The organism is Cedecea sp. P7760 (genome assembly GCF_013386425.1).
Lineage (GTDB): Bacteria > Pseudomonadota > Gammaproteobacteria > Enterobacterales > Enterobacteriaceae > Cedecea > Cedecea selenatireducens.
In genome coordinates, this window is record NZ_JACARU010000015.1 from 51,445 (window position 1) to 76,839 (window position 25,395).

Genomic DNA, 25,395 nt, shown 5'->3' on the forward strand with positions numbered 1-25,395 from the left:
GAGTCCTTTTTGCGGTATATTTAGCGCATCCACGGCGAAGGAATCGTTCCATGAAGCAAATCCGGTTATTGGCGCAGTATTACGTTGATCTTATGGTGAAGCTGGGGTTAGTCCGCTTCTCCCTGCTGCTGGCCTCCGCGCTGGTCGTGCTGGCGATGGTGGTGCAAATGGCCGTCACCATGCTGCTGCGCGGCCAGGTCGAAAGTATTGACGTTGTTCGTTCTATCTTCTTTGGCTTGTTGATTACGCCCTGGGCGGTTTACTTCCTGTCTGTTGTTGTCGAGCAGCTCGAGGAGTCGAGGCAGCGGCTGTCGAAGCTGGTGGAAAAGCTGGAGGAGATGCGCGAGCGGGATCTTATCCTTAACGTCCAGCTTAAGGACAATATTGCCCAGCTAAACCAGGAGATAGCCGACCGCGTGAAAGCGGAAGCCGAACGCCAGACCATGCTTGAGCAGCTTAAAGTCGAGATGCAGGAGCGTGAAGAGACGCAAATCCGCCTTGAGCAGCAATCCTCTTTCCTGCGTTCTTTCCTTGATGCTTCTCCTGACCTGGTCTTCTATCGCAATGAAGACCGAGAGTTTTCCGGCTGTAACAGGGCCATGGAGCTGCTGACCGGCAAGAGTGAGAAACAGCTGGTTCATCTTAAACCGCAGGACGTGTACACGGCTGAAGCGGCAGAGAAAGTGCTGGAAACGGACGAAAAAGTATTCCGCCACAACGTTTCTCTGACCTATGAGCAGTGGCTTGATTATCCGGATGGGCGAAAAGCCTGTTTCGAAATCCGAAAAGTGCCTTATTACGACCGCGTCGGTAAACGTCACGGGTTGATGGGGTTTGGTCGCGATATTACCGAGCGTAAACGCTACCAGGACGCGCTTGAGCGCGCGAGCCGGGACAAGACAACCTTCATCTCAACCATCAGCCACGAGCTGCGTACTCCGCTCAACGGCATTGTCGGCCTGAGCCGTATTCTGTTGGATACCGATCTTACCGCCGAACAAACCAATTACCTGAAAACGATCCACGTTTCCGCCATCACGCTTGGCAACATCTTTAACGATATTATCGATATGGATAAGCTCGAGCGCCGCAAAGTCCAGCTCGATAACCAGCCGGTTGATTTCACCAGCTTCCTCGCCGACCTTGAAAACCTTTCTGGCCTGCAGGCTCAGCAAAAAGGGCTGTCGTTTGTGATGGACCCTACTCTGCCGCTACCGCACAAGGTGGTGACGGACGGTACTCGCCTGCGTCAGATCCTTTGGAACCTGATCAGCAACGCCGTGAAATTTACTCCGAAAGGGGGGCTGGTGACGGTGCGCGTCCGCTATGAAGAGGAGAGCTGCCTGCGCTTTGAGGTTCAGGACTCCGGGATTGGTATTCCGGTGGATGAGCAGGACAAAATTTTTGCCATGTATTACCAGGTAAAAGACAGCCACGGCGGCAAGCCTGCGACCGGGACCGGCATTGGGCTGGCGGTTTCTCGCCGTCTGGCGAAAAGCATGGGTGGGGACATTACCGTTACCAGCAAGCCGGGTGAAGGATCGCTGTTCACGCTGACCGTTCAGGCGCCGAGCGTGGCGGAAGAAGTAGAGGACACGCTAGAAGATGACGATATGCCATTGCCGGCACTGCACGTGCTGCTGGTGGAGGATATCGAGCTGAACGTCATCGTAGCGCGTTCGGTTCTGGAAAAACTCGGCAATAGCGTAGATGTGGCGATGACCGGGAAAGACGCGCTGGAGATGTTTATTCCGGGCGAATATGACCTTGTGCTGCTTGATATCCAACTGCCGGATATGACCGGGCTGGATATCTCTCGCGAACTGAATAAGCGTTTTAGCAAAGATGAGCTGCCGCCGCTGGTGGCGCTGACCGCCAACGTGCTGAAAAACAAGCAAGAGTATCTTGAGGCCGGGATGGACGACGTGCTAAGCAAGCCGCTCGCCGTGCCGGCATTGATGTCGATGATCCAAAAATTCTGGGATAACCAGATAACGGACAAGGAGCCTGTGGTGACAAAAGTCGATAGTGAAAAACAGCAAGCGCTGCTCGATATTCCGATGCTCGAACAATATATCGAGCTGGTTGGGCCAAAACTTATTACCGACGGCCTGGCTATGTTTGAAAAAATGATGCCGGGTTATTTAGAGGTGCTCGATTCCAATATGACCGCGCGGGATAACAAAGGCGTGGTGGAAGAGGGGCATAAAATTAAAGGTGCTGCTGGCTCCATTGGTTTAAGGCATTTACAGCAGGTTGCCCAGCAAATTCAGTCTCCGGATCTTCCCGCCTGGTCAGATAACGTTGGTGAATGGATTGAGGAGCTGAAACAAGAGTGGCAGCATGATGTTAGCGTATTAAAAGCATGGGTTGCGGACGCTGGAAAAAAATGACCCCGGCCAGGCCGGGGTGCGCGAATACTGCGCCAACACCAGGGAAAACAGGGTTGCGCCTTTTTTAAGCGTTGAATTATTGAACGGCACAACCAGCAATTCGCAGGCTGTCAGCCATATAAGATAGCAAACCTTAAAATATTTGTTACGTGAATCAGTAAAATATGTGAAGCATAGCGATCAAATTAACGCGGCTGATACTGATTCACGCCTGACGAAAAGGAACAAGCGAATGAAAAAAATAGGCGTAGTGCTGAGCGGCTGTGGAGTTTATGACGGCAGCGAGATCCATGAGGCGGTGTTAACGTTGCTGGCGCTTTCTCGTGCCGGGGCAGAAGCCATCTGCTTTGCACCGGATAAAGCACAGTCCGACGTTATCGATCATTTAACCGGTGAGCCAGCCGCAGAAACGCGCAATGTTCTGCAGGAGGCGGCACGCATCACTCGGGGCAGAATTCATCCCTTGCGTGAGGCAGCATCAGAAACCCTGGATGGATTGATTGTACCGGGCGGTTTTGGCGCGGCTAAAAACCTCAGCACCTTTGCCTCGCAGGGCGTTGATTGCGAGGTTGATGCAGATTTACGCCGCCTTGCGAGGGAATGCCACGAGCAGGGGAAACCGCTGGGTTTCATGTGCATTGCTCCGGCGATGCTGCCGAAGATTCTGGATATGCCGCTGCGCCTGACCATTGGCACCGACATTGATACCGCTGAATTGCTGGAAGCGATGGGGGCGGAACATGTCCCCTGCCCGGTGGACGATATCGTTGTCGATGAAGAACAGAAAGTCGTGACGACCCCGGCCTACATGCTGGCGCAAAACATCGCTGAAGCCGCCGTGGGTATCGACAAGCTGGTGGCCCGCGTGCTGGAACTTAGCGCATGAGAAAAGGGCGTTTTGCGCCGTGGCAGTGGGTTAAGCGCTGGTTGCTTAAAGTTCTGCTGGCGGTTGCGTGCGTGTGGTTCATGGGGATCCTGGTTTTCCGCTTTATCCCCGTGCCTTTTTCTGCGGTGATGGTAGAGCGGCAGCTCAGCGCATGGTTTAGCGGTAATTTTAGCTACGTTGCTCATTCTGACTGGGTTTCAATGGATGAGATCTCGCCGTGGATGGGGCTGGCCGTGATTGCCTCTGAGGACCAAAAGTTTCCTGAACATTGGGGCTTTGATACGGACGCCATAGAAAAGGCGCTGGCGCATAACGAGCGCCACGAAAGAAGGGTGCGAGGCGCATCGACGCTCTCTCAGCAAACCGCGAAGAACCTGTTTTTATGGGATGGCCGAAGCTGGCTGCGTAAAGGTTTGGAAGCAGGCCTGACGGTGGGGATTGAGACGGCATGGAGCAAGCGGCGTATTCTGACCGTGTATCTCAACATTGCTGAATTTGGCGAAGGGGTTTTTGGCGTGGAAGAAGCCTCCCGGCGCTATTTCAACAAACCCGCCAGCCGCCTGACGCCGGCCGAAGCCGCACTGCTGGCAGCCGTCCTGCCTAACCCGATTCGTTTTAAAGCCAACGCGCCGTCAGGGTATATACGCCAGCGCCAGCAGTGGATTTTGCGGCAGATGCGCCAGCTGGGCGGGGAGTCTTTCCTCGGGCAGCACAATTTAAATTAGGCTACCGTGGACTCGTCGCGGTAGCTCTCAGCATTCCCTCTCTGCCGTCTATCCGGCAAGGTAAACCGCCATGATGATGACCTCCTGCCTTAGAGAAGATACCGCCCGACAAATTGTCCAGCGCACGATGAACATCATCGACCATTCGGTGAATGTGATGAGCGAGCAGGGCGTAATTATTGCCTCCGGCGATCCTCGCCGTCTGCACCAGCGTCATGAAGGTGCGGTCCTGGCGCTCACGGAAAACAGGACGGTAATCATCGATGAAGCCTCCGCGCGCCGACTTAAAGGGGTGAAACCCGGTATTAATCTGCCCATTGTTTTTCGTCAGCAGATTGTGGGCGTGGTCGGTATTTCCGGTGAACCGGAGAAAGTACAGGCTTACGCGGAACTGGTGAAAATGGCCGCCGAGCTGATTCTGGAGCAGGCGGAAATGCTAGAGCAAAATCAGTGGGAAAAGCGCTATCGGGAGCAACTTGCCGCCCAGATTATTTCCGGGCAGCAAAGTCTGGCGGAACTGCGCCCGATGGCCAGCGGCCTTGGGGTGGATCTTGAGCTGCCGCGCGTGGCTTTGATGATTCACTTTTCATCTCAGCAGACTCTGCGTCAGCGTGAACTGCTGGAACGCCTCAGCAACTACGACAGCCAGGTCCTGGTCACGCCATTCGGTTTTGAACAAATAGCGATGCTGCTGCCGTTGGGGGGAGGGCGCATCGAGGAACGCCAGGCATTGCTGAAAAAAATGCTGCGTAAGCTTCACTCTCAGCTGCTGGCGCATTTTGACGTCACTCTTTCTGTCGGTGGTTTATTCGACGGAAACGATGCCTTAAGGCGCTCCTGGCTTAGCGCTGTGGCGCTGCACAAGATGGCTTCACGCCAAAAAATAGGGCAGTCGACGCTGTACTATCAGGATCTTTTATTACCCGTACTGATTAACGGTCTCGCCGGAAGCTGGCAGGCGGACGAAATGGGGCGGGCGTGGCGGACGCTCTGCGAGGCTGACCCTAAAGGCGTTCTGCGCCGTACGCTGCGCTGCTATTTTGAACAGAATTGTGATCTGTCTCAAACGACGAAATTACTGCATATCCACGTGAATACCTTGCGCTATCGGCTAAGCAAAATAGAATCGATAACGGCATTAGATATTAATAAGTTAGATTCCATTCTTCAGCTATTTATCGGCATGCAGCTCAGCGACTGATTTGTAGCAATCTACAAAAAACCTTTTTTTCGGCGCTTATTTTCTGGCGCTTCGTCTCAAGCTATTCGCCGCCCGCCCAGGGTAATGTCCCGTCCGTACCCATTCAATCTCCCTAAAAAAATCAAAACAGGAGTGATATATGACCACGGTTTCGGCTCTGGGCGCCCTGGTGGCGCTGGTTGTCTCTATTGTGCTTATTTTACGCAAGGTGCCGCCTGCCTACGGCATGATTGCTGGCGCGCTGGCGGGCGGTTTGGTCGGCGGCGCGGACTTAGTCCAGACAATTTCATTGATGATTACCGGGGCGCAGGGCATCACCAACGCGGTACTGCGCATTCTGGGGGCTGGCATTCTGGCTGGCGTACTGATTGAGTCCGGCGCCGCCAACACCATCGCCGAAACTATCGTGCGCAGGGTTGGAGAGAAGCGTGCCCTGCTTGCCCTGGCGGTGGCCACCATGCTGCTGACCGCCGTCGGCGTGTTTATCGACGTGGCGGTCATAACCGTTTCACCTATTGCGCTGGCGATAGCCCATCGGGCGGATATTTCGAAAATGGCTATTCTGCTGGCGATGATTGGCGGCGGAAAGGCCGGTAACGTCATGTCGCCCAACCCCAATACTATCGCAGCGGCTGACGCTTTCCATGTGCCTCTTACCGATTTGATGATGGCCGGCGTGGTGCCGGGGTTATTTGGCCTGGTGCTGGCCTATTTTCTGGCAAAACGGCTGAAGCATCGTGGCTCCAAAGTGGGCATCAATGAGCTGGTTGCGGTGAAAACAGAGAAGGCTTTACCGGCCTTCGGGGCGGCAATAGCGGCCCCGCTGGTGGCTATCTTTCTGCTGGCGCTGCGTCCGATTGCCGGCATCGCCATTGATCCACTGGTCGCGCTGCCGATAGGCGGCCTGATCGGGTCTATAGTGATGGGGCAGTGGCGGCAGACGAACCATTATATGGTGTCGGGGCTGGCTCGAATGTCTCCGGTGGCGATTATGCTACTGGGAACAGGGACGCTGGCCGGGATTATCGCTAACTCAGGGCTGAAGGATGTTTTGATTAGCGGCTTAACGGCCTCCGGAATGCCGTCTTATCTGCTGGCACCTTTCTCCGGGGCGCTGATGTCGATGGCTACGGCCTCTACGACTGCCGGGACCGCGGTAGCTTCGGCAGTGTTTAGCTCAACGCTTATCGATATGGGCATTACCGCGCTGGCAGGTGCGGCAATGATCCATGCCGGGGCGACGGTGCTGGACCATATGCCTCACGGCAGTTTTTTCCACGCCACCGGGGGCAGCGTCAATATGCAGGTTCACGAACGCTTAAAGCTGCTTCCCTATGAAACGGCCGTCGGCCTGGCGATCGCTTTTGTGTCGACCCTGATGTTTGGCGTATTTAATTTAGCGGGTTAATGAGGTAGCCATGAAAATTGTTATTGCCCCTGATTCTTTTAAAGAAAGCCTGACCGCGATGCAGGTAGCCGAGGCTATTGAGCAAGGTTTTCGCCAGATCTATCCGCATGCTGACTATCTCAAACTGCCGATGGCCGACGGTGGAGAAGGCACCGTGGAGTCGATGGTGGCGGCCACAGAAGGGAAAATCATCCCGGTAACGGTCTCCGGCCCGCTCGGGCTGCCTGTGGACGCTTTCTTCGGGCTGACGGGAGAAGGTGATACTGCAATCATCGAGATGGCGGCCGCTTCAGGGTTGCATCTGGTTGTGCCGGAAAAGCGTAACCCGCTGCTGACCGGAACGTTTGGTACGGGTGAGCTTATCCTGGCGGCACTAGATCACGGCGCACGTAAAATCATTATTGGCATCGGCGGCAGCGCGACAAACGATGGCGGGGCGGGAATGATGCAGGCGCTGGGGGCTAAACTCTGTGATGTGCAGGGCAATGAGATTGGCGCCGGCGGTGCGGCACTGGCTGAACTCTCAACTCTTGATCTTAGCCTGCTGGATGCTCGCCTTGCTGAGTGCGATATTCTTGTTGCCTGTGATGTCGATAATCCTTTGTGCGGTAAGTATGGTGCGTCGGCGGTCTTTGGCCCCCAAAAAGGTGCTACGCCAGAGCAGGTGCAGCAGCTTGATGCCGCTCTGATGCATTACGGCAACCTGATTGAGCGCGTCAGCGGTAAAGGCGTTATCAACGTTGCAGGTGCCGGTGCGGCGGGCGGAATGGGGGCTTCTTTGTCGGGCTTGCTTAATGCCCGCCTGCAGCCGGGCGTGGCGATTGTCACCGAAGCGTTGCGTCTTGCCGAGGCCGTTCAGGGCGCCGATCTGGTGATTACCGGGGAAGGGCGCATAGACAGCCAGACGATCCACGGGAAAACGCCGATAGGCGTGGCAAGAGTGGCTAAGCGTTTTAATGTGCCGGTTATTGCCCTGGCTGGGGGCATGACGGCAGATTACGGCGTGGTGCATCAGCACGGTCTCGATGCCGTTTTCTCGGTGCTTAATCGAGTTCAGACGCTGCCAGAGGCGCTGGAGCAGGCGAGGGATAATATTTGCGTGACGGCGCGGAACGTTGCCGCAGTATGGAAATTAGCGCGCGGTTAATACCGCGCGCAAAGTCTTTAGTCTTCGTCAAACCCGGCGTTGAACAAAGCAATCACGGCAGCCAGGGCCTGTTCTTCTTCCGGGCCCGTTACTTCAATTTCGATATGGCCACCCTTGGCAGAGTCCAGCATCAGAAGCGCGATAACGCTGCTGGCTTCTGCTTCGGTGCCCGCTTCGTTTCTCAGCATGACTTCAGCGTCAAAACTTTGTACCAGCTCAAACAGTTTCATCGCCGGGCGAGCATGCATGCCCAGCTTGTTGGTTATTTCAACGGTTTGCTTTACGGTCATGTTTTACGTTTTTCCAGCGTGCGGTGACGGGACTGGACGTTCTTGCCGCGTGAGCGGAAGTAGTCGGCCAGCTGCTCAGCTATATAAACCGAACGGTGTTTACCGCCGGTACAGCCAATCGCCACGGTCAGGTAGCTACGGTTATTGGTTTCCAGCATCGGTAACCATAGCTCAAGATAGCTGCGGGTCTGATAGATAAAATTGTGTACTTCTGTGTGCCTGTCGAGGAACGCGGCAACCGGGCGATCCAGGCCGGTCATCGGGCGCAGCTTCGGGTCCCAGTGCGGGTTAGGAAGAAAGCGCACGTCAAACACATAATCGGCATCAATCGGTATACCGTGCTTGAAGCCGAAGGACTCAAATACCATCGTCAGTTCGCGTTCACGTTTGCCCAGCAGGCGAGTACGCAGCATTTCTGCCAGCTCATGCACCGACATTTCTGACGTGTCGATAATCAGGTCGGCCCGCGATTTGAGCGGTTCCAGCAGATCGCTTTCTTCGTCAATGGCGCTTTCCAGAGAGAGATTTTTGCTGGAGAGCGGATGAAGACGGCGCGTATCGCTATAGCGACGGATCAGCGTATTACGATCGGCATCCAGGAACAGCAGCTGCGGGGAAAAAGCGTCCGGCAGGCTGTCCATTGCGTGCTCGAAGATTTCCGGCGACTCCGGCATGTTGCGCACGTCGATGCTGACCGCCGCGGAAATTTGCCGGTCGGCAAGCGTTTTCGCCAGCTCTGGTAGCAGAACGACCGGCAGGTTATCCACGCAGTAGAATCCCATATCTTCCAGTGCGCGCAAGGCTACAGACTTCCCTGAACCTGAGCGGCCGCTGACAATCATCAGCACCATGTAATCATTCCCCCGATTTATCTGTCTGAGACATTAAACGCGCTGATTATTCGTTTTCGCTGCCGTTATCGACTTCTGTTTCAGTAATTATCTGGTAAAGCTCTTCATCGCTGCTGGCCGAGCGCAGCCGACGACAAATGGTTTTATCCGCCAGACGCTTGGCCACAAGGGAAAGCGTGTGGAGGTGCGTTTTTGTCTGGTCTGCCGGTACCAGTAACGCAAACAGCAGATCGACCGGCTGGTTATCGATGGCGTCAAACGCGATAGGCGTTTCCAGTTGGATAAAGACGCCGACGGCCCGGAGCGTATCCTCCTCCAGCTTGCCGTGGGGAATGGCAATGCCGTTACCAATGCCGGTACTGCCCATACGTTCGCGGGTGAGTACGGCTTCGAACACCACCTGCGGCGGCAGGCCAAGCTGTTTTGCTGCCAGTTCGCTGATGATTTCCAGCGCACGTTTTTTACTCTGACAGTGGACGCCACTGCGAGTACATTCCTGGTTAAGGACATTGCTCAGTTGTAGAGCGGAATAGTTGTTCATCATAAGTTCACCTAAGCACTTTTTGTGCAAACGGCCCGCTACACGGGCAGCGGGCCGGCCATATGCACATTGGATGCCCGGATTATCAGTGTTGTTTTAGTTTATCTTTGTGTTTCGTTAACTGTCGGGCCAGTTTATCAATCAGACCGTCAATCGCGGCATACATGTCCTGGCCTTCGGCGCTGGCATGCAGTTCTCCACCATTCACATGCAGCGTAGCATCCGCTGTATGGGTGACTTTTTCCACCTTTAATACAATATAGACCTGGTTGATTCTGTCGAAGTACTGCTCCAGTTTGGCAAACTTCGTGTTCACAAATTCACGCAGTGCATCAGTGATCTCGACGTTTTGTCCCGTAATGTTGAGCTGCATAGTGTCTTCCTTATCGGTGAAGTCACACCAGCTGCTTGCGCTGGTTTGACGGTGGAATGGATAAAGACTCTCGGTACTTCGCAACTGTGCGGCGAGCAACCATAATACCTTGATCCGACAGCAGGGTGGTTAACTTGCTGTCGCTCAACGGTTTGGCTGGGTTTTCCGCAGCAATTAACTTCTTCACCAGCGCCCGAATTGCCGTGGAGGAGGCTTCGCCGCCGCCTTCGGTATTGACGTGGCTGGAGAAGAAATACTTCAATTCAAAGATGCCGCGCGGGCTATGCAAATACTTCTGGGTGGTCACCCTTGAGATAGTCGATTCGTGCATCTCGACCGCCTGAGCGATGTCGGCGAGCACCATCGGCTTCATGTGTTCTTCACCGTGTTCGAAGAACGCCTGCTGCTGCTCGACGATGCAACGGCTCACGCGCAATAACGTATCATTGCGGCTTTCCAGGCTTTTAATCAACCATTTCGCTTCCTGCAGATTGCTGCGAATAAACTGCGAGTCGCTGTCATTGCGCGTGTTGCCGCCCATGGCTGCATACTGCTGGTTGATTTTGAGGCGTGGAATGCTGTCTGCGTTAAGCTCAACGACCCAGCGTGCCAGGTGCTTACGGACCAGTACATCAGGGATAACGTACTCCGGTTCGCCGGTTTGAATCGACTGGCCAGGGCGAGGGTCGAGGGATTGGATCAGGCACATGGCCTCTTTCAGGGCGTCTTCTTTAATGCGCGTGACCCGCATTAAAGTACGGAAATCGTGATTCGCCAGCAGATCTAAATGATCGCTTACGATTAACCTGGCCTCTGTCAGCCGGGGCGTGTCTTTGGCGTATTGAGAAAGTTGAATCAGCAGGCAATCGCGTAAGTCTCTTGCCGCAACGCCAACGGGATCAAAGCGTTGAATTCGCTTCAGCACGGCCTCAACTTCGTCCAGGCTCACATCGTCGTGGCCCAGACTTTCCAGAATGTCTTCCAGAGGAACGGTGAGATACCCGGTTTCATCGACAGCATCGACGATGGAGGTCGCGATCGCCGTATCCGTATCGGAAAACGGCGTCAGATCAACCTGCCACATCAGGTAGTCCTGAAGTGACTGGGTGGTTTCACCCTGATAGACAGGAAGCTCGTCATCGAGATAGTCGGTACCTGTCCCTGAAGGCGTACCGGCGGTGTAGATTTCATCCCAGCTGGCATCCAGCGGCAGCTCATCGGGCATCTCTTTCTGCTCGAGGGCTTCACGGGTGTCCATTGCTTCGTTCTCAGGCATCTCCTGAGTCTCGATCTCATCATGCAGGTCGGTTTGCTCAAGCAATGGATTACTGTCCAGTGCCTGCTGGAGTTCTTGCTGAAGCTCTAACGTTGAAAGCTGCAACAGGCGGATGGCCTGCTGTAGCTGGGGCGTCATAGCAAGTTGTTGGCTAAGCCGTAATTGCAAACCTTGCTTCATGTTCAGAGCAAACGTCCTCAAATAAGTCGTGTAAGACTTCCCACCCTATCAGAGTCTGAACTCTTCGCCCAGATAGACTCGCTTAACTTGCTCGTCTTCAAGGATTTCTTCCGGCGTGCCGTGGGCAATCAGATGCCCCTGACTAACGATATAGGCGCGTTCGCAGACGGCCAGTGTTTCGCGCACGTTATGGTCAGTAATCAACACGCCGAGGCCGCTGTCACGCAGATGCTCGATGATGCGTTTGATATCGATAACGGAAATAGGGTCAACCCCTGCAAAGGGCTCATCCAGCAAAATGAATTTCGGGTTGGCCGCCAGCGCGCGGGCGATTTCAACGCGGCGGCGCTCACCGCCGGACAGCGATTGCCCAAGGTTGTTGCGCAGGTGCGAGATGTGGAACTCTTCCATCAGCTCGTTAGCGCGATCGTCACGCTGCTCTGACGTCAGGTCATCGCGAATCTGCAGCACCGCCATCAGGTTATCAAACACGCTCAGGCGGCGGAAAATGGACGCTTCCTGCGGCAGATAACCGATACCACGACGGGCACGGGCATGCAGTGGAAGCAGGCTGATATCGTCATCATCAATGATAATGTTTCCCGCATCACGAGGCACGATGCCAACGACCATGTAAAACGTCGTGGTTTTACCGGCGCCGTTTGGCCCAAGCAGCCCCACGATTTCACCCGAATTTACGGTCAGGCTGACGTCTTCGACAACGCGGCGGCCTTTGTAGGCCTTGGCGAGGTTTTTCGCAATTAAAGTTGCCATAACGAATCAGTTACTCTTTTTTTGTGCCGGCTGCTGGCCGTTTTTATTCTGCAGCTGAGACGGCACCAGCACGGTAGTAACGCGTTTGCCTTTCTCGCTAAACGCCTGCATTTTTTGATCCTTCACCAGATACGTAATCTTGTCGCCGGTGATGTTGCTGTCCAGTTGTTCAAGGTAAGCGTTACCGGTCAGCACCACGAAGTCGTTAGCCAGTTCATAGTGCATGGTGGAGGCGTGGCCTTTTACCGGCTTACCGCTGTCCTGCATTTGATAGAAGGTCGCAGGCTTGCCGTAGCCATCAATCACCTCTTTGCCCTGCTCGCCGCCAGGGCGGGTGACAACAACTTTATCGGCGTTGATTTTGATACTGCCCTGCGTCACAACGACATTACCGGTGAAGGTGACAACGTTGCCCTGCATATCGAGGGACTGTTGGTCAGATTCGATATGAATAGGCTGTTCGGTGTCGCCCGTCAGGGCCCAGGCTGACAAAGGTGCGGCAAAAAGCGAACCAAGCAGAACAAGTTTAAGGCTGAGTTTGTTTATTCTGGATTTCATAAGAGGTTTTAACCTTTTCAATCAGCTGTGCAGTTTGGCTGCGTAAGTTGCCACGCATTTTCAGGCCACTGGAGTTAAATGTGGTGCCGTACAGGGTAACAAGATCGTCAGAAGCGACATCTTGAGTAATTAAATTCACCTGCGCATTGTCCGTCGTAATTTTGCGTAACTGCGAGTCTGGCGTTAGCGCTGTGACGACGACGTTACCGTACAGATAGAGCATCTTGTCATCGGTAAGTTTGGCGCGATCTGCGTGAATTTCCCAGGTAGCAATTTTATTTTCATCGTACTGCGTCATTACCGGCCTGGTGAACCACGAAATACCGGTATCCGAGAAGTATTCAACGTGTTGAGCGATAAGCTTATAGTTCAGCGCGCCCTGCGGGTTATAGACAATCGTTGTGGATAATTCACTTTGATAAGTCGGGGTATCGTTGTTAACGGCTACGCCCGGCTCGTCTTTATCCGTCAAATTCAGGCCGATCAGCACTAATGCCGCAATGGCGAGCAGGAAAATAATCCAACGTCTGGTCTTGCTCATATGGATTGCCCTTTGGCCTCGTCAAGTTTACCCTGCGCCATCAACAGCAGATCGCAAATTTCCCGCACTGCACCTCGCCCACCGCTGATTCTGGTCACGTAATCCGCTTTTGGCGTCAATAATGGGTGCGCGTCGGCTACCGCAACGCTTAAACCCACCTGCTCCATAACCGGCCAGTCGATAAGATCGTCGCCAATGTAGGCAACTTGCTCCGGTAAAAGCGCGACTTTTGACAGCAGATCGCGAAACGCGACCAGTTTATCGGACTGCCCCTGATAAAGGTGGGTGATGCCCAATGTTGCGCAGCGATCTTCCAGCAGCTTTGCTTTCCTGCCAGTAATAATAGCGACTTCAATTCCGGAGGTCAGGGCGCAGCGAATACCATAGCCATCACGCACGTTGAAGGCTTTAAGCTCTTCGCCGCTGTTGCCCATGTAAATAAGGCCGTCGGACATTACGCCATCGACGTCCAGAATCAGCAGGCGAATCTCTTTCGCCCGCGCTATGACCTGCGCGCTTACCGGCCCGTAGCAGGTATCAAGCAGCGCATCACGGTTACTCATTAAGGCTAATCCTTTTTTAAACTACGCCTGCGCGCAGCATGTCATGCATATGTACCACACCCAGCAACTGGTCGCCATCCGCGACCATAACCGAGGTGATATGGCGGGACTGCATCAGGTTTAATGCATCTACCGCCAATGTGCCAGGGCGTACGCGAATGCCGCCGGTCGTCATGACATCAGCAATGCGTAAGGTATTTAAATCGGCTCCCATATCGAACACGCGACGTAAATCGCCGTCGGTAAAGATGCCTTCAATTTTCATCAGGTCATTGCAGATGACCGTCATCCCCATATTTTTACGGGTAATTTCCAACAGCGCATCGCGTAGCGACGCCTCTTTGCTCACGTGCGGGATATCATCGCCTGTGTGCATGATGTCGTTGACGCGTAAGAGCAGTTTGCGGCCCAGCGCGCCGCCAGGGTGAGACAGTGCGAAGTCTTCAGCGGTGAACCCACGGGCTTTCAGCAAGGCTACGGCCAGGGCGTCACCCATGACCAGCGTCGCCGTGGTGCTGGTGGTCGGCGCCAGGCCAAGCGGGCATGCTTCCTGAGGGACTTTAATGCACAGATGGATATCCGCCGCGCGGCCCATGGAGCTTTCCGGGCGTGCGGTCATGCAAATCAACGGCACCTGCAGGCGTTTTAATACCGGAATGAGCGCCAGAATTTCATTCGACTCGCCGGAGTTAGAAACCGCAATGACGATATCCTGCGCCGTGACCATACCCAGGTCGCCGTGGCTGGCTTCTCCTGGATGCACAAAAAAGGCCGGGGTGCCGGTGCTGGCAAAGGTTGCCGCCATTTTTTTACCGATATGGCCTGATTTCCCCATGCCCATGACGACAACTTTGCCCGGGCAGTAGAAAATCTTCTCGCAGGCCTGTGAAAAATCGTCGTTGATGTACTGGTCAAGCTGAGCCAGGCCTTCACGTTCAATATTGAGCACGTCTTTGCCCGCTTGTTGAAAGTCAAAACCCGGCGCTAAATCTATATGAGACATAATTCCTGTTTCCGTTTTATCCGACGACAGGTGGCGCAACAAACCACAGCACCACGATCCATATGATAAACCCACATGTTAACAGAGCGCCGGCGAGCTTGCCGATTTGGCGTGGTTTACGCCAGCACAGCACGGCAAAAACAGCACTTACCGCTAACATCAGCCAGTAATCCCGGGCGAAAGCCAGCGGATTCAGGCTGCCGGGCGCCACCAGTGCGGGGATCCCGAGAACAAAAACAACGTTAAAAATATTCGACCCGATAATATTACCGATCGCGATATCATCTTCACCTTTGCGTGCACCGGCGATAGCGGTTGCCAGTTCCGGCAGGCTGGTCCCCACGGCGATAATCGTCAAGCCAATCACCAGCTCGCTTACGCCGAAATAATGGGCCAGCACTGAGGCATTATCGATAACCATCCGCGTCGCCATCGGCATGATAACTAACGCAACGCCCAGCCATAAAAACGCGACCGACAGGCTGCCTTCCTGAGGAAGCTCAGCGAGCTGTTCCCGCGTCAGGCTATCAACGCCCTGGCGCTCGGCAAGGCGGCCTATTCTAATGATAAACACCAGATATAACACTGCCATCGTCAGCAGCATGATACCTTCTGCCTGCGTCAGCTCACCGTCATATAAAAAAAGGCCTGCGGCGGCACTTACCGCCAACATTAGGGGCAATTCACGCCGTAGAATATCGGAATTAACGGTAAATGGGTGTAATAGCGCTGCGAGCCCCAAAATCAGCATTATATTGGTGATATTAGAGCCGATGGCCGTGCCGACGGCTAAGTCCAGCTGGCCGTGCAGCGCGGAAGAGCTGGCGATGATAATTTCAGGAAGTGAAGTGCCGATGCTGACCACCGTCATGCCGATAATCAGCGGTGGGATCCCGATACTGCGACAAAGGATCGCTGCGGCGAAAACTAAACGGTCGGCGCCATAGACCACCAGAAGTAAACCAATAATTAATAGCGCCGTAGCTAACAGCATGAAAAATCCTTTCTTAGGGTATAATCGCCGATCCTGAGGGCCTGAAGGCTCGGGCAAAACGAAGTGCTGCCTGAACCCGGCGATAAGTCTTAATTCTGACTTTATGCGGCGGAAAAGTAAAACAAATGCCAGCTTTCGCTAACCCGCACAGGTAATATTCTGTAAAAATGTTGGGTTTTAGCATCTCTTTAAGGCCATGCTTGCCGGCAAACACAAAAAAGGAAGGGCGATGAGTCAGACTGGAGCGAATCTGGTTGAGATCCGCGGGATGAGTTTTTCCCGTGGCGAACGCCAGATCTTCGAGAATATTTCGCTGACCGTACCTCGTGGCAAGGTGACGGCGATCATGGGGCCATCGGGGATCGGTAAGACTACGCTTTTAAAGCTTATTGGTGGGCAGATCCAGCCCGACAGCGGCGAGATCCTGTTTGACGGAGAAAACGTTCCGGCGATGTCACGTTCGCGGCTTTTCACCGTTCGCAAGCGTATGAGCATGCTGTTCCAGTCAGGTGCTTTATTTACCGATCTTAACGTGTTCGAAAATGTGGCTTACCCACTGCGTGAGCATCGCCAGTTACCGGAACCTTTGCTGCAAAGCACGGTGATGATGAAGCTGGAAGCGGTAGGGCTTCGTGGTGCCGCGAAACTTATGCCTTCTGAACTATCCGGCGGTATGGCTCGCCGCGCAGCTTTGGCCCGCGCGATTGCGCTTGAGCCAGACCTGATCATGTTTGACGAACCTTTTGTTGGTCAGGATCCGATAACCATGGGCGTTCTGGTTAAACTCATCTCTGAACTCAACAGTTCGCTCGGTGTCACCTGCATTGTGGTATCGCACGACGTTCCGGAAGTATTAAGCATCGCGGATTACGCTTATATTGCCGCCGACCAGCACATTGTTGCGCACGGTAGCCCGGCGGAACTTCGCGAAAATCATGATCCCCGTGTTCGACAATTCCTTGACGGGATCGCTGACGGTCCGGTGCCATTCCGCTATCCGGCCGGGGATTATCAACAAGATTTGTTATCTGGAACGAGGAGCTAAACTGCTCATGCTGCTAAATGCACTGGCCTCTTTCGGGCGACGTGGGATAAAAACCTGCGCCTCGTTCGGGCGTGCCGGACTGATGTTATTCAACGCGCTGGTCGGGAAACCTGAGTTTCGCAAACATGCGCCGTTGCTGGTGCGTCAGCTTTATAACGTCGGCGTATTGTCGATGCTGATCATCATGGTTTCCGGTCTGTTCATCGGGATGGTGCTTGGGCTTCAGGGCTACCTGGTTCTGACGACCTACAGCGCCGAGTCGAGTCTCGGCATGCTGGTGGCGCTCTCCTTGCTTCGTGAACTTGGCCCGGTCGTTGCCGCGCTGCTGTTTGCCGGGCGTGCGGGTTCTGCTTTAACCGCCGAAATTGGCCTGATGCGCGCTACCGAACAGCTTTCCAGCATGGAGATGATGGCGGTTGACCCGCTGCGCCGTGTTGTCTCGCCGCGCTTTTGGGCCGGGGTGATTTCACTGCCGCTGTTGACGCTTATTTTTGTCGCCGTAGGCGTTTGGGGCGGTGCTCTGGTGGGCGTTAACTGGAAAGGCATTGATGCCGGTTTCTTCTGGTCAGCAATGCAAAATGCGGTTTCCTGGCGGCTTGATTTGGTTAACTGCGTCATTAAAAGCGTGGTGTTCGCCATTACCGTAACGTGGATTGCGTTATTCAACGGGTACGATGCTATTCCGACCTCGGCGGGAATTAGCCGGGCAACCACACGCACCGTTGTGCACGCTTCTCTGGCCGTTCTGGGCCTCGATTTTGTGCTGACAGCACTGATGTTTGGGAATTGAGTTCATGCAAACAAAGAAATTTGAAGTTTGGGTTGGTGCTTTTCTGCTGGTAGCGCTGGTTGCCATTGTTTTTCTCTGCCTGAAGGTGGCTAACGTCACGTCTCTGCGCAGTGAGCCGACCTATCGGGTCTACGCCACATTCGACAACATTGGCGGCCTGAAAATGAGTTCGCCTGTTCGCCTTGGCGGCGTCGTGATTGGTCGTGTTGATGGCATCGCCCTCGATCCCAAAACGTACCTGCCTCGCGTAACGCTGGATATCGAACAGCGCTACAACCAGATCCCGGATACCAGCTCCCTGGCTATTCGTACTTCTGGCCTGCTGGGTGAGCAGTATATTGCCCTTAATCTCGGTTTTGATGACCCGGAACTCGGGTCATCTATGCTTAAAGACGGCAGTACCATTCAGGATACGAAGTCTGCGTTGGTACTTGAGGACCTGATTGGCCAGTTCCTCTATAAGAGCGGCAACGGCGACAACAAGAATTCTGGCGATGCCGAGGCGCATCCTGCGGGTCATACTGATGCCGCGCCGCAGCCAGGGACCACGAATTAATTTAAGAGGAACGAACAATGTTTAAGCGTCTTATGATGGTTGCCATGCTGGTGATAGTCCCGTTTGCGATGGCGGCCGATCAAACCAACCCTTACAAGTTAATGAACGAGGCGGCGCAGAAGACCTTTGACCGCCTGAAGGCTGAGCAGCCTAAAATTCGGCAGAACCCGAATTATCTGCGCGATATCGTCGGCCAGGAGCTGTTGCCTTACGTGCAGATTAAATACGCTGGAGCATTGGTGCTGGGTCGTTACTATAAAGACGCCACGCCTGCGCAGCGCGACGCCTACTTTAAGGCTTTCGAAGAATACCTGAAGCAGGCATATGGTCAGGCGCTGGCGATGTATCACGGTCAGACTTACCAGATAGCCCCGGAGCAGCCGCTGGGCAACGCGGATATTATTGCGATCCGCGTGACGATTATCGATCCCAATGGCCGGCCGCCGGTGCGTCTTGACTTCCAGTGGCGTAAAAATAGCCAAACGGGCAACTGGCAGGCCTACGACATGATCGCCGAAGGGATCAGCATGATCACCACTAAACAGAACGAGTGGAGCGACCTGCTGCGTACCAAAGGGATTGATGGTTTGACCGCACAGCTGCAGTCCATTTCGAAGCAGCCGATTACTCTGGACAGTAAACAGTAATGGCGGAAGAACTGAGCTGGAAACAGGAAGGTGCCACGTTGCACTTTTTTGGCGAGCTGGATGGAGATACCGTTCAGCAGCTCTGGGCGCAGCGCGAGAAGACGGTCGCCGGTATTACCGTCTTTGAGCTTAGCGGCCTGACGCGTGTTGATACTGCAGGGCTGGCGTTACTTATCCACCTGACAGCCATCGCCACCCGTCAGGGACGCGAGGTTGAGCTGCGGGGAGCCAGTGAGAATTTGCGCACGCTGGCTCAGCTCTACAATCTGCCAGAGACGCTGCTGCCGCATCTGGCAGGCTAATGATTTCAGCACGTTACTTTCAAAGCCCTCGAACTGTTAAGTTCCGGGGCTTTTTGCTTATTTAAGCGGACGCCACTTTCCTCTAAGATGTGTGGCTTATTTCATCATTTATTAATCGACGAATAGATACCCCATGGAAAATCATGAAATTCAGACAGTGCTGATGAACGCACTGCCCCTCCAGGAAGTCCACGTCTCGGGCGATGGCAGCCACTTTCAGGTGATAGCGGTGGGTGAGTTATTCGCCGAGTTAAGTCGCGTCAAGAAACAGCAAACGGTCTATGCTCCGCTGATGGAATTTATCGCGGATAATCGCATCCATGCCGTTTCCATCAAGACCTACACGCCGGAAGAGTGGGCGCGCGATCGCAAACTGAATGGTTTTTGAATCATCGGCTCAGGCTGATGATAACGTTTTGAATTTAAAAGAGAGCAGTTTCAATGGATAAATTTCGTGTGCAGGGGCCAACTCGCCTGAGTGGTGAAGTGACAATCTCAGGGGCTAAAAACGCCGCGCTGCCAATCCTCTTCGCAGCCCTTCTGGCGGAAGAGCCGGTAGAGATTCAGAACGTTCCAAAGCTGAAAGACATTGATACCACCATGAAGCTGCTGAGCCAGCTGGGTACCAAGGTTGAGCGTAATGGTTCCGTCTTCATTGATGCCAGCGGCGTGAATATCTTTTGTGCGCCATACGACCTGGTAAAAACCATGCGCGCGTCTATCTGGGCTCTGGGGCCACTGGTTGCGCGTTTTGGACAAGGGCAGGTTTCTCTGCCTGGCGGGTGTGCCATTGGTGCTCGTCCGGTTGACCTGCATATTACCGGTCTCGAGCAGCTGGGCGCAGAGATTAAGCTGGAAGAAGGCTACGTTAAGGCTTCGGTAAACGGCCGCCTTAAAGGGGCCCACATTGTGATGGATAAGGTGAGCGTGGGCGCTACCGTCACCATCATGAGTGCAGCCACGCTTGCTGAAGGCAAGACGGTGATTGAAAACGCCGCTCGTGAACCTGAAATCGTCGATACGGCGAACTTTCTCAACACTCTGGGCGCGAAGATCAGCGGTGCGGGCACAGATCGCATTACTATCGAAGGTGTTGCTCGTTTGGGCGGCGGCGTTTATCGCGTTCTACCTGACCGCATTGAAACCGGGACCTTCCTGGTGGCTGCAGCTATTTCAGGCGGTAAAATCCTCTGCCGTAACGCGCAGCCTGACACCCTGGATGCGGTTCTGGCTAAGCTGCGTGAAGCAGGTGCTGAGGTTGAAACCGGTGAAGACTGGATAAGCCTTGATATGCACGGCCAGCGTCCAAAAGGCGTGACGGTTCGTACGGCCCCACACCCTGGCTTCCCTACCGATATGCAGGCGCAATTCACCCTGCTGAACCTGGTGGCTGAAGGGACGGGCGTGATCACCGAAACTATCTTCGAAAACCGCTTTATGCATGTGCCTGAGTTAATTCGTATGGGCGCGCACGCGGAAATCGAAAGCAACACCGTTATCTGTCATGGCGTTGAGACACTTTCTGGTGCTCAGGTCATGGCGACAGATCTCCGCGCGTCAGCAAGCCTTGTTCTGGCTGGCTGTATTGCAGAGGGCACGACGGTGGTTGACCGTATTTACCACATCGACCGCGGCTATGAGCGCATTGAAGATAAGCTTCAGGCGCTGGGCGCGAAAATCGAACGCGTGAAGGGAAGCGAGTAAGCCTCCCTTAGCAAGAAAAAACCGGGGCATGCCCCGGTTTTTTTATAGCTGCCGAATCTTGCTGGATCTGTCGATAAACTCATGGGTTATAGGATCGTGATAGCGCGACGGCCAAATGACCTGAGGGGCTACGCCCAGAGCCTGAGCGATAATGAACTCCCCTTTAGGCCAGGGGCGGGATAACGCGTTGGCGAGCGTTGATGAGCTTAAACCTGACTGACGTGACAGGGCGGCAAGCGAGGTTCTCTTTTTTCGCAGGCCGGCAATGATGTCCGCCGGATGCCAGTCCACATACTGATTTTCCATAATCTCTCCCTGTAATCTTACAAATCCTGCCCTGAACTGAGCATTAGTACAGGAAACTTATAGCATAAAAAGTTCCAAATGATTCCTGTAAGTGTAAGGAATAACGCATTCTGTGTTTTCATCCGCATATATGATGAAATCAAATGAAAATGGCAGGATTTAAGTGAAGGTATGGAGATGGGGCGAAGTTTTATTGGAAACTTAGCGCGCCAAATGACGCGCTAAAGTACTCGCTAACGATCGCGCTGTACGGACATGTGGGCTAAAGAGATAAGCGCTTCACGATATGGGCTATCAGGCAGAACAGAAAGCGCGTCGATTGCTTTATCTGCCTCTTCCTCAGCACGCTGGCGGGTCCACTCCAGAGAACCGCAATCCGCCATAGCTTTCAGGACAGGATCCAGCAGATGGCGGCCATTTCCTTGTTCGATCGCTTCACGGATCATCTGTGTCTGTTCCGGTGAACCATTACGCATGGCGTGCAGCAGCGGCAGCGTAGGCTTACCTTCGTTAAGGTCATCACCGACGTTTTTACCCAGGGTCTGCCCGTCCGAGCTGTAATCCAGCAGATCGTCAATGAGCTGGAAAGCCGTGCCCAGGTAACGCCCATAATCCTGCAGCGCTTTTTCCTGAACGTCAGATGCACCAGCCAGGATCCCCGAACATTGCGCTGCGGCTTCAAACAGGCGAGCCGTTTTGCTGTAAATCACCCGCATGTAGCTTTCTTCGGTGATATCAGGGTCATTGCAGTTCATCAACTGCAGTACTTCGCCTTCAGCAATGACGTTAACAGCCTCAGACATGACTTCCAGCACTTTCAGCGAGCCCAGACTGGTCATCATCTGGAAGGAACGCGTATAGATAAAGTCGCCGACCAACACGCTTGCGGCATTGCCAAAAGCAGCGTTAGCCGTGGCTTTACCGCGACGCATATCTGATTCGTCCACGACGTCATCGTGGAGAAGGGTAGCGGTATGTATGAATTCGATTAGCGCCGCTATTCTGACATGCGCCTGCCCTTCATAAGCAAGTGCCCGTGCGGCAAGCACGGCAATCATAGGGCGGATACGTTTACCGCCGCCGCTGACGATGTAGTAGCCCAGCTGGTTGATCAGCTGGACATCAGAATTCAGTTGCTCAAGGATTGTCGCATTGACACCCGCCATATCTTGCGCGGTTAACTCATTAATTTTTTCTAAATTCATCGCAAAAGTCTGGCTTTCGTCCTGTTTATTCCATATCCGTATGGCATAACGAGAGGGTTGAGGTTCGATACTGTAGTACAGATTGTACTGAAAAAACGAGGCAGATAAACGGTGTGTGTGCTGTTGCGTTTTTTTTCTACGCTAATTGACGATCGGACTTGTCAAAGCATCACGATTTGCGTAATATTCGCGCCCTATTGTGAATATTTATAGCGCTACCTGAATCCAATGAAAGGCAAGCGCGGAAAGCGGAGTTTTATATGTACGCGGTTTTCCAAAGTGGTGGTAAACAACACCGAGTAAGCGAAGGTCAGACCGTTCGCCTGGAAAAGCTGGACATCGCAACTGGCGAAACTGTTGAGTTCGCTGAAGTTCTGATGATCGCAAACGGTGAAGAAGTCAAAATCGGCGTTCCTTTCGTCGATGGTGGCGTTATCAAAGCTGAAGTCGTTGCTCACGGTCGTGGCGAGAAAGTTAAAATCGTCAAGTTCCGTCGCCGTAAACACTATCGTAAGCAAGCGGGCCACCGTCAGTGGTTCACCGATGTGAAAATTACTGGCATCAGCGCCTAAGACCTGAGGAGTAGATTAAATGGCACATAAAAAGGCTGGCGGCTCAACTCGTAACGGTCGCGATTCAGAAGCAAAACGCCTCGGTGTAAAACGCTTTGGTGGCGAAACTGTACTGGCTGGTAGCATCATCGTTCGTCAACGTGGTACTAAATTCCACGCTGGCAACAATGTAGGTTGTGGTCGTGACCACACCCTGTTTGCTAAAGCAGACGGTAAAGTAAAATTCGAAGTTAAAGGCCCGAACAATCGTAAATACATCAGCATCGTTGCTGAGTAAGTTTTTCGGTCCGGTAACGGATGAAAGCCCCGCAACGTGTTGCGGGGCTTTTTACATTGTACGCCTGGTAAATATTGTACGCCTGGTAAATTAAAACAGGGAATGGGCATGGGGCAGCAGGCGGGGATCGGCATTCTTTTAGCGCTTACCACGGCGATGTGCTGGGGAGCGTTACCGATAGCGATGAAGCAGGTGCTTCCGGTGATGGCGCCGCCGACGGTGGTCTTTTATCGGTTCCTGATGGCCAGTATTGGCCTCGGCATTATTCTCGCGATTCGGGGTAAACTTCCGCCGCTCACCCTGTTCCGTAAGCCTCGGTGGCTGGCGCTGTTAGCGATTGCCACCGGTGGGCTATTTGGCAACTTTCTGCTCTTTAGCTCCTCCCTGCAGTATTTAAGTCCTACCGCGTCTCAGGTCATTGGTCAGCTCTCCCCCGTGGGGATGATGGTGGCGAGCGTGGTGGTGCTGAAAGAGAGAATGCGTGGCACACAGGTTATCGGTGCCATTATGCTCTTATGCGGGCTGGTGATGTTCTTCAACACCAGCCTGATAGAAATTTTTACCCGCCTGACGGATTACACGCTTGGAGTAATCTTTGGCGTGCTGGCGGCAACGGTTTGGGTCAGTTATGGTGTAGCGCAGAAGGTGTTATTACGTCGGCTGGCCTCGCAACAGATCCTCTTTTTGCTGTACACTTTATGTACTATTGCACTTTTGCCGCTGGCAAAGCCGGGCGTTATTTTCCAGCTCAGTAGCTGGCAACTGACGTGTCTGGTTTTTTGCGGTCTGAATACGTTGGTAGGATACGGCGCGCTCGCTGAGGCGATGGCGCGCTGGCAGGCCTCCCAGGTTAGCGCCATCATTACGCTAACGCCGCTGTTTACGCTGCTGTTCTCAGACCTGCTGTCTCAGGCATGGCCCGAGTATTTCGCCATACCGATGCTTAACCTTGTGGGTTACATCGGTGCACTGGTGGTTGTGGCTGGTGCTATGTATTCTGCGATTGGCCACCGCCTTTGGGGGCGCTGGCATAAAACCGAAACGGCCACACCGGTGCAACGTTCGGGCGAATGATTTACGGAGAAGTAAGATGAAGTTTGTTGATGAAGCAACGATCCTGGTCGTGGCAGGGGATGGCGGTAACGGCTGCGTTAGCTTCCGTCGTGAAAAATATATCCCGAGAGGCGGCCCGGACGGCGGTGACGGCGGTGACGGCGGTGACGTATGGCTTGAAGCCGACGAGAACCTGAATACGCTCATCGATTATCGTTTTGAAAAGGCTTTCCGCGCTGAACGCGGTCAGAATGGCCAAAGCCGCGATTGTACCGGCAAGCGTGGTCATGACGTGACTGTGAAGGTTCCCGTCGGTACCCGAGTTATCGATCAGGGCACCGGTGAAACCATGGGTGATATGACCCAGCATGGTCAAAAGCTGATGGTTGCTAAGGGCGGCTGGCACGGCCTGGGTAACACCCGTTTTAAATCCTCGGTCAACCGTACTCCTCGCCAGAAGACGATGGGGACTCCAGGTGAAAAACGTGACCTGCAGTTAGAGCTGATGCTGCTGGCCGATGTTGGCATGCTGGGCATGCCGAACGCAGGCAAATCGACCTTTATCCGCGCGGTATCTGCAGCGAAGCCAAAAGTTGCTGACTATCCATTTACCACGCTGGTGCCAAGTCTTGGCGTTGTCCGCATGGATAACGAGAAGAGCTTCGTTGTCGCGGATATCCCGGGGCTGATTGAGGGCGCCGCCGACGGTGCCGGTCTTGGTATTCGCTTCCTGAAGCACCTGGAACGTTGCCGTGTTCTGCTGCACCTCATCGATATTGAGCCTATCGATGGTTCAGATCCGGTTGAGAACGCCCGTATTATTGTTGGCGAGCTGGAAAAATACAGCGAAAGCCTGGCGTCTAAACCTCGCTGGCTGGTGTTTAACAAAATCGACCTGATGGACAAAGCGCAGGCTGAAGAGAAGGCGAAGGCGATTGCCGAAGCACTCGGCTGGGAAGATAAATTCTACCTTATCTCTGCGGCAAGCCAGATGGGCGTGAAGGATCTCTGCTGGGATGTGATGACCTTTATCATCGAAAACCCAATTACGGCGGCTGAAGTCGCTAAGCAGACAGAGAAAGTCGAGTTTATGTGGGATGACTACCATCGCCAGCAGCTCGATGAAATGGAAGCTGAAGCAGAAGAAGATTGGGATGACGACTGGGACGATGAAGACGACGAAGGCGTCGAAATTATCTACCAGAAGTAAGTCTCAAATGAACAAGGCCGGTGC

At 53.8% G+C, this 25,395-nt stretch carries 30 protein-coding genes; 17 read left to right on the top strand and 13 right to left on the bottom strand.

The window, feature by feature from the left end; translation table 11 throughout:
* The first annotated feature begins 50 nt into the window (after positions 1 to 50).
* From arcB to HX778_RS05765, 6 genes are all read left to right on the top strand, one after another.
* Positions 51 to 2,393: an aerobic respiration two-component sensor histidine kinase ArcB gene (arcB, locus tag HX778_RS05740; RefSeq protein ID WP_176981503.1), complete on the top strand. Its 2,343-nt coding sequence runs from the start codon at positions 51 to 53 to the stop codon at positions 2,391 to 2,393.
* A gap of 232 nt (positions 2,394 to 2,625) precedes the next feature.
* On the top strand, positions 2,626 to 3,279 hold the full coding sequence (gene elbB / locus HX778_RS05745; RefSeq protein WP_038478410.1) for an isoprenoid biosynthesis glyoxalase ElbB: 654 nt from the start codon (positions 2,626 to 2,628) through the stop codon (positions 3,277 to 3,279).
* The gene (gene mtgA, locus HX778_RS05750) at positions 3,276 to 4,004 is read left to right on the top strand and encodes a monofunctional biosynthetic peptidoglycan transglycosylase (protein WP_176981504.1); all 729 of its coding nucleotides are present in this window, start codon (positions 3,276 to 3,278) and stop codon (positions 4,002 to 4,004) included. The genes elbB and mtgA overlap by 4 nt, the downstream gene beginning before the upstream one ends.
* 73 nt (positions 4,005 to 4,077) lie before the next feature.
* Entirely contained in the window at positions 4,078 to 5,205 is a 1,128-nt protein-coding gene (locus HX778_RS05755; protein WP_038483137.1) for a sugar diacid recognition domain-containing protein, read from the top strand.
* Between the two features lie 139 nt (positions 5,206 to 5,344).
* A complete protein-coding gene (locus tag HX778_RS05760) occupies positions 5,345 to 6,613 on the top strand; it encodes a GntP family permease (RefSeq protein ID WP_038478416.1) in 1,269 nt (422 codons plus the stop codon).
* Positions 6,614 to 6,623: 10 nt separating this feature from the next.
* Positions 6,624 to 7,760 (top strand): glycerate kinase, encoded by a 1,137-nt coding sequence (locus HX778_RS05765; protein WP_038478419.1) that lies wholly within the window; start codon positions 6,624 to 6,626, stop codon positions 7,758 to 7,760.
* A gap of 17 nt (positions 7,761 to 7,777) precedes the next feature.
* On the opposite strand, the gene npr is transcribed toward HX778_RS05765, so the two are convergent.
* From npr to HX778_RS05820, 11 genes are all read right to left on the bottom strand, one after another.
* Positions 7,778 to 8,050 carry a PTS phosphocarrier protein NPr gene (npr, locus tag HX778_RS05770; protein ID WP_038478422.1) on the bottom strand — a complete coding sequence of 91 codons (273 nt, stop codon included), beginning with the start codon at positions 8,048 to 8,050 and terminating at the stop codon, positions 7,778 to 7,780.
* The gene (rapZ, locus tag HX778_RS05775; RefSeq protein ID WP_008454836.1) at positions 8,047 to 8,901 is read right to left on the bottom strand and encodes an RNase adapter RapZ; all 855 of its coding nucleotides are present in this window, start codon (positions 8,899 to 8,901) and stop codon (positions 8,047 to 8,049) included. Before rapZ ends, npr begins: the two co-directional genes overlap by 4 nt.
* A gap of 46 nt (positions 8,902 to 8,947) precedes the next feature.
* Positions 8,948 to 9,445: a PTS IIA-like nitrogen regulatory protein PtsN gene (ptsN, locus tag HX778_RS05780; RefSeq protein WP_176981505.1), complete on the bottom strand. Its 498-nt coding sequence runs from the start codon at positions 9,443 to 9,445 to the stop codon at positions 8,948 to 8,950.
* Positions 9,446 to 9,527: 82 nt separating this feature from the next.
* Complete coding sequence (gene hpf / locus HX778_RS05785; protein WP_038478427.1) at positions 9,528 to 9,815, bottom strand: ribosome hibernation promoting factor; 288 nt, start codon at positions 9,813 to 9,815, stop codon at positions 9,528 to 9,530.
* A gap of 22 nt (positions 9,816 to 9,837) precedes the next feature.
* Positions 9,838 to 11,271 (bottom strand): RNA polymerase factor sigma-54, encoded by a 1,434-nt coding sequence (gene rpoN, locus HX778_RS05790; protein WP_176981506.1) that lies wholly within the window; start codon positions 11,269 to 11,271, stop codon positions 9,838 to 9,840.
* A gap of 48 nt (positions 11,272 to 11,319) precedes the next feature.
* Positions 11,320 to 12,045 carry an LPS export ABC transporter ATP-binding protein gene (gene lptB / locus HX778_RS05795; RefSeq protein ID WP_038478433.1) on the bottom strand — a complete coding sequence of 242 codons (726 nt, stop codon included), beginning with the start codon at positions 12,043 to 12,045 and terminating at the stop codon, positions 11,320 to 11,322.
* Between the two features lie 6 nt (positions 12,046 to 12,051).
* Positions 12,052 to 12,603 carry a lipopolysaccharide ABC transporter substrate-binding protein LptA gene (gene lptA / locus HX778_RS05800; protein WP_038478436.1) on the bottom strand — a complete coding sequence of 184 codons (552 nt, stop codon included), beginning with the start codon at positions 12,601 to 12,603 and terminating at the stop codon, positions 12,052 to 12,054.
* Positions 12,572 to 13,144 carry an LPS export ABC transporter periplasmic protein LptC gene (gene lptC, locus HX778_RS05805; protein WP_038478439.1) on the bottom strand — a complete coding sequence of 191 codons (573 nt, stop codon included), beginning with the start codon at positions 13,142 to 13,144 and terminating at the stop codon, positions 12,572 to 12,574. The genes lptA and lptC overlap by 32 nt, the downstream gene beginning before the upstream one ends.
* Positions 13,141 to 13,707, bottom strand: a complete 567-nt coding sequence (kdsC, locus tag HX778_RS05810) for a 3-deoxy-manno-octulosonate-8-phosphatase KdsC (RefSeq protein ID WP_038478442.1) — start codon at positions 13,705 to 13,707, stop codon at positions 13,141 to 13,143. The genes lptC and kdsC overlap by 4 nt, the downstream gene beginning before the upstream one ends.
* 16 nt (positions 13,708 to 13,723) lie before the next feature.
* On the bottom strand, positions 13,724 to 14,710 hold the full coding sequence (gene kdsD, locus HX778_RS05815; RefSeq protein WP_038478445.1) for an arabinose-5-phosphate isomerase KdsD: 987 nt from the start codon (positions 14,708 to 14,710) through the stop codon (positions 13,724 to 13,726).
* A gap of 16 nt (positions 14,711 to 14,726) precedes the next feature.
* On the bottom strand, positions 14,727 to 15,704 hold the full coding sequence (locus tag HX778_RS05820) for a calcium/sodium antiporter (RefSeq protein WP_038478448.1): 978 nt from the start codon (positions 15,702 to 15,704) through the stop codon (positions 14,727 to 14,729).
* Positions 15,705 to 15,933: 229 nt separating this feature from the next.
* Here HX778_RS05820 and mlaF point away from each other — a divergent pair, with 229 nt between their 5' ends.
* The 7 genes from mlaF to murA all read left to right on the top strand — a co-directional run bounded on the left by mlaF (position 15,934) and on the right by murA (position 20,748).
* A complete protein-coding gene (mlaF, locus tag HX778_RS05825; protein ID WP_038478450.1) occupies positions 15,934 to 16,749 on the top strand; it encodes a phospholipid ABC transporter ATP-binding protein MlaF in 816 nt (271 codons plus the stop codon).
* A 7-nt stretch (positions 16,750 to 16,756) separates the two neighbouring features.
* Positions 16,757 to 17,539 (top strand): lipid asymmetry maintenance ABC transporter permease subunit MlaE, encoded by a 783-nt coding sequence (gene mlaE, locus HX778_RS05830; protein ID WP_038478453.1) that lies wholly within the window; start codon positions 16,757 to 16,759, stop codon positions 17,537 to 17,539.
* A 4-nt stretch (positions 17,540 to 17,543) separates the two neighbouring features.
* Positions 17,544 to 18,095 (top strand): outer membrane lipid asymmetry maintenance protein MlaD, encoded by a 552-nt coding sequence (mlaD, locus tag HX778_RS05835; protein WP_038478456.1) that lies wholly within the window; start codon positions 17,544 to 17,546, stop codon positions 18,093 to 18,095.
* Positions 18,096 to 18,112: 17 nt separating this feature from the next.
* Positions 18,113 to 18,742: a phospholipid-binding protein MlaC gene (gene mlaC / locus HX778_RS05840; RefSeq protein ID WP_176981507.1), complete on the top strand. Its 630-nt coding sequence runs from the start codon at positions 18,113 to 18,115 to the stop codon at positions 18,740 to 18,742.
* Positions 18,742 to 19,044, top strand: a complete 303-nt coding sequence (gene mlaB / locus HX778_RS05845; RefSeq protein WP_038478462.1) for a lipid asymmetry maintenance protein MlaB — start codon at positions 18,742 to 18,744, stop codon at positions 19,042 to 19,044. The genes mlaC and mlaB overlap by 1 nt, the downstream gene beginning before the upstream one ends.
* 133 nt (positions 19,045 to 19,177) lie before the next feature.
* Positions 19,178 to 19,432 carry a BolA family iron metabolism protein IbaG gene (ibaG, locus tag HX778_RS05850; RefSeq protein WP_038478465.1) on the top strand — a complete coding sequence of 85 codons (255 nt, stop codon included), beginning with the start codon at positions 19,178 to 19,180 and terminating at the stop codon, positions 19,430 to 19,432.
* A 53-nt stretch (positions 19,433 to 19,485) separates the two neighbouring features.
* Positions 19,486 to 20,748: a UDP-N-acetylglucosamine 1-carboxyvinyltransferase gene (gene murA / locus HX778_RS05855; protein WP_038478468.1), complete on the top strand. Its 1,263-nt coding sequence runs from the start codon at positions 19,486 to 19,488 to the stop codon at positions 20,746 to 20,748.
* Positions 20,749 to 20,790: 42 nt separating this feature from the next.
* Here murA and sfsB read toward each other — a convergent pair whose 3' ends face one another.
* Together sfsB and ispB are read right to left on the bottom strand one after the other, a co-directional pair.
* On the bottom strand, positions 20,791 to 21,054 hold the full coding sequence (sfsB, locus tag HX778_RS05860) for a DNA-binding transcriptional regulator SfsB (RefSeq protein ID WP_038478471.1): 264 nt from the start codon (positions 21,052 to 21,054) through the stop codon (positions 20,791 to 20,793).
* Positions 21,055 to 21,287: 233 nt separating this feature from the next.
* Positions 21,288 to 22,259 (bottom strand): octaprenyl diphosphate synthase, encoded by a 972-nt coding sequence (gene ispB / locus HX778_RS05865; RefSeq protein WP_038478473.1) that lies wholly within the window; start codon positions 22,257 to 22,259, stop codon positions 21,288 to 21,290.
* Between the two features lie 260 nt (positions 22,260 to 22,519).
* Between ispB and rplU the strand changes: the two genes are divergently transcribed.
* From rplU to cgtA, 4 genes are all read left to right on the top strand, one after another.
* Positions 22,520 to 22,831, top strand: a complete 312-nt coding sequence (gene rplU / locus HX778_RS05870; RefSeq protein ID WP_008454812.1) for a 50S ribosomal protein L21 — start codon at positions 22,520 to 22,522, stop codon at positions 22,829 to 22,831.
* A 19-nt stretch (positions 22,832 to 22,850) separates the two neighbouring features.
* Positions 22,851 to 23,108 (top strand): 50S ribosomal protein L27, encoded by a 258-nt coding sequence (gene rpmA, locus HX778_RS05875; RefSeq protein WP_007673187.1) that lies wholly within the window; start codon positions 22,851 to 22,853, stop codon positions 23,106 to 23,108.
* 108 nt (positions 23,109 to 23,216) lie between these two features.
* Positions 23,217 to 24,182: a DMT family transporter gene (locus HX778_RS05880; protein ID WP_038478480.1), complete on the top strand. Its 966-nt coding sequence runs from the start codon at positions 23,217 to 23,219 to the stop codon at positions 24,180 to 24,182.
* 16 nt (positions 24,183 to 24,198) lie between these two features.
* Positions 24,199 to 25,371: an Obg family GTPase CgtA gene (gene cgtA / locus HX778_RS05885; RefSeq protein WP_176981508.1), complete on the top strand. Its 1,173-nt coding sequence runs from the start codon at positions 24,199 to 24,201 to the stop codon at positions 25,369 to 25,371.
* Positions 25,372 to 25,395 lie beyond the last annotated feature (24 nt).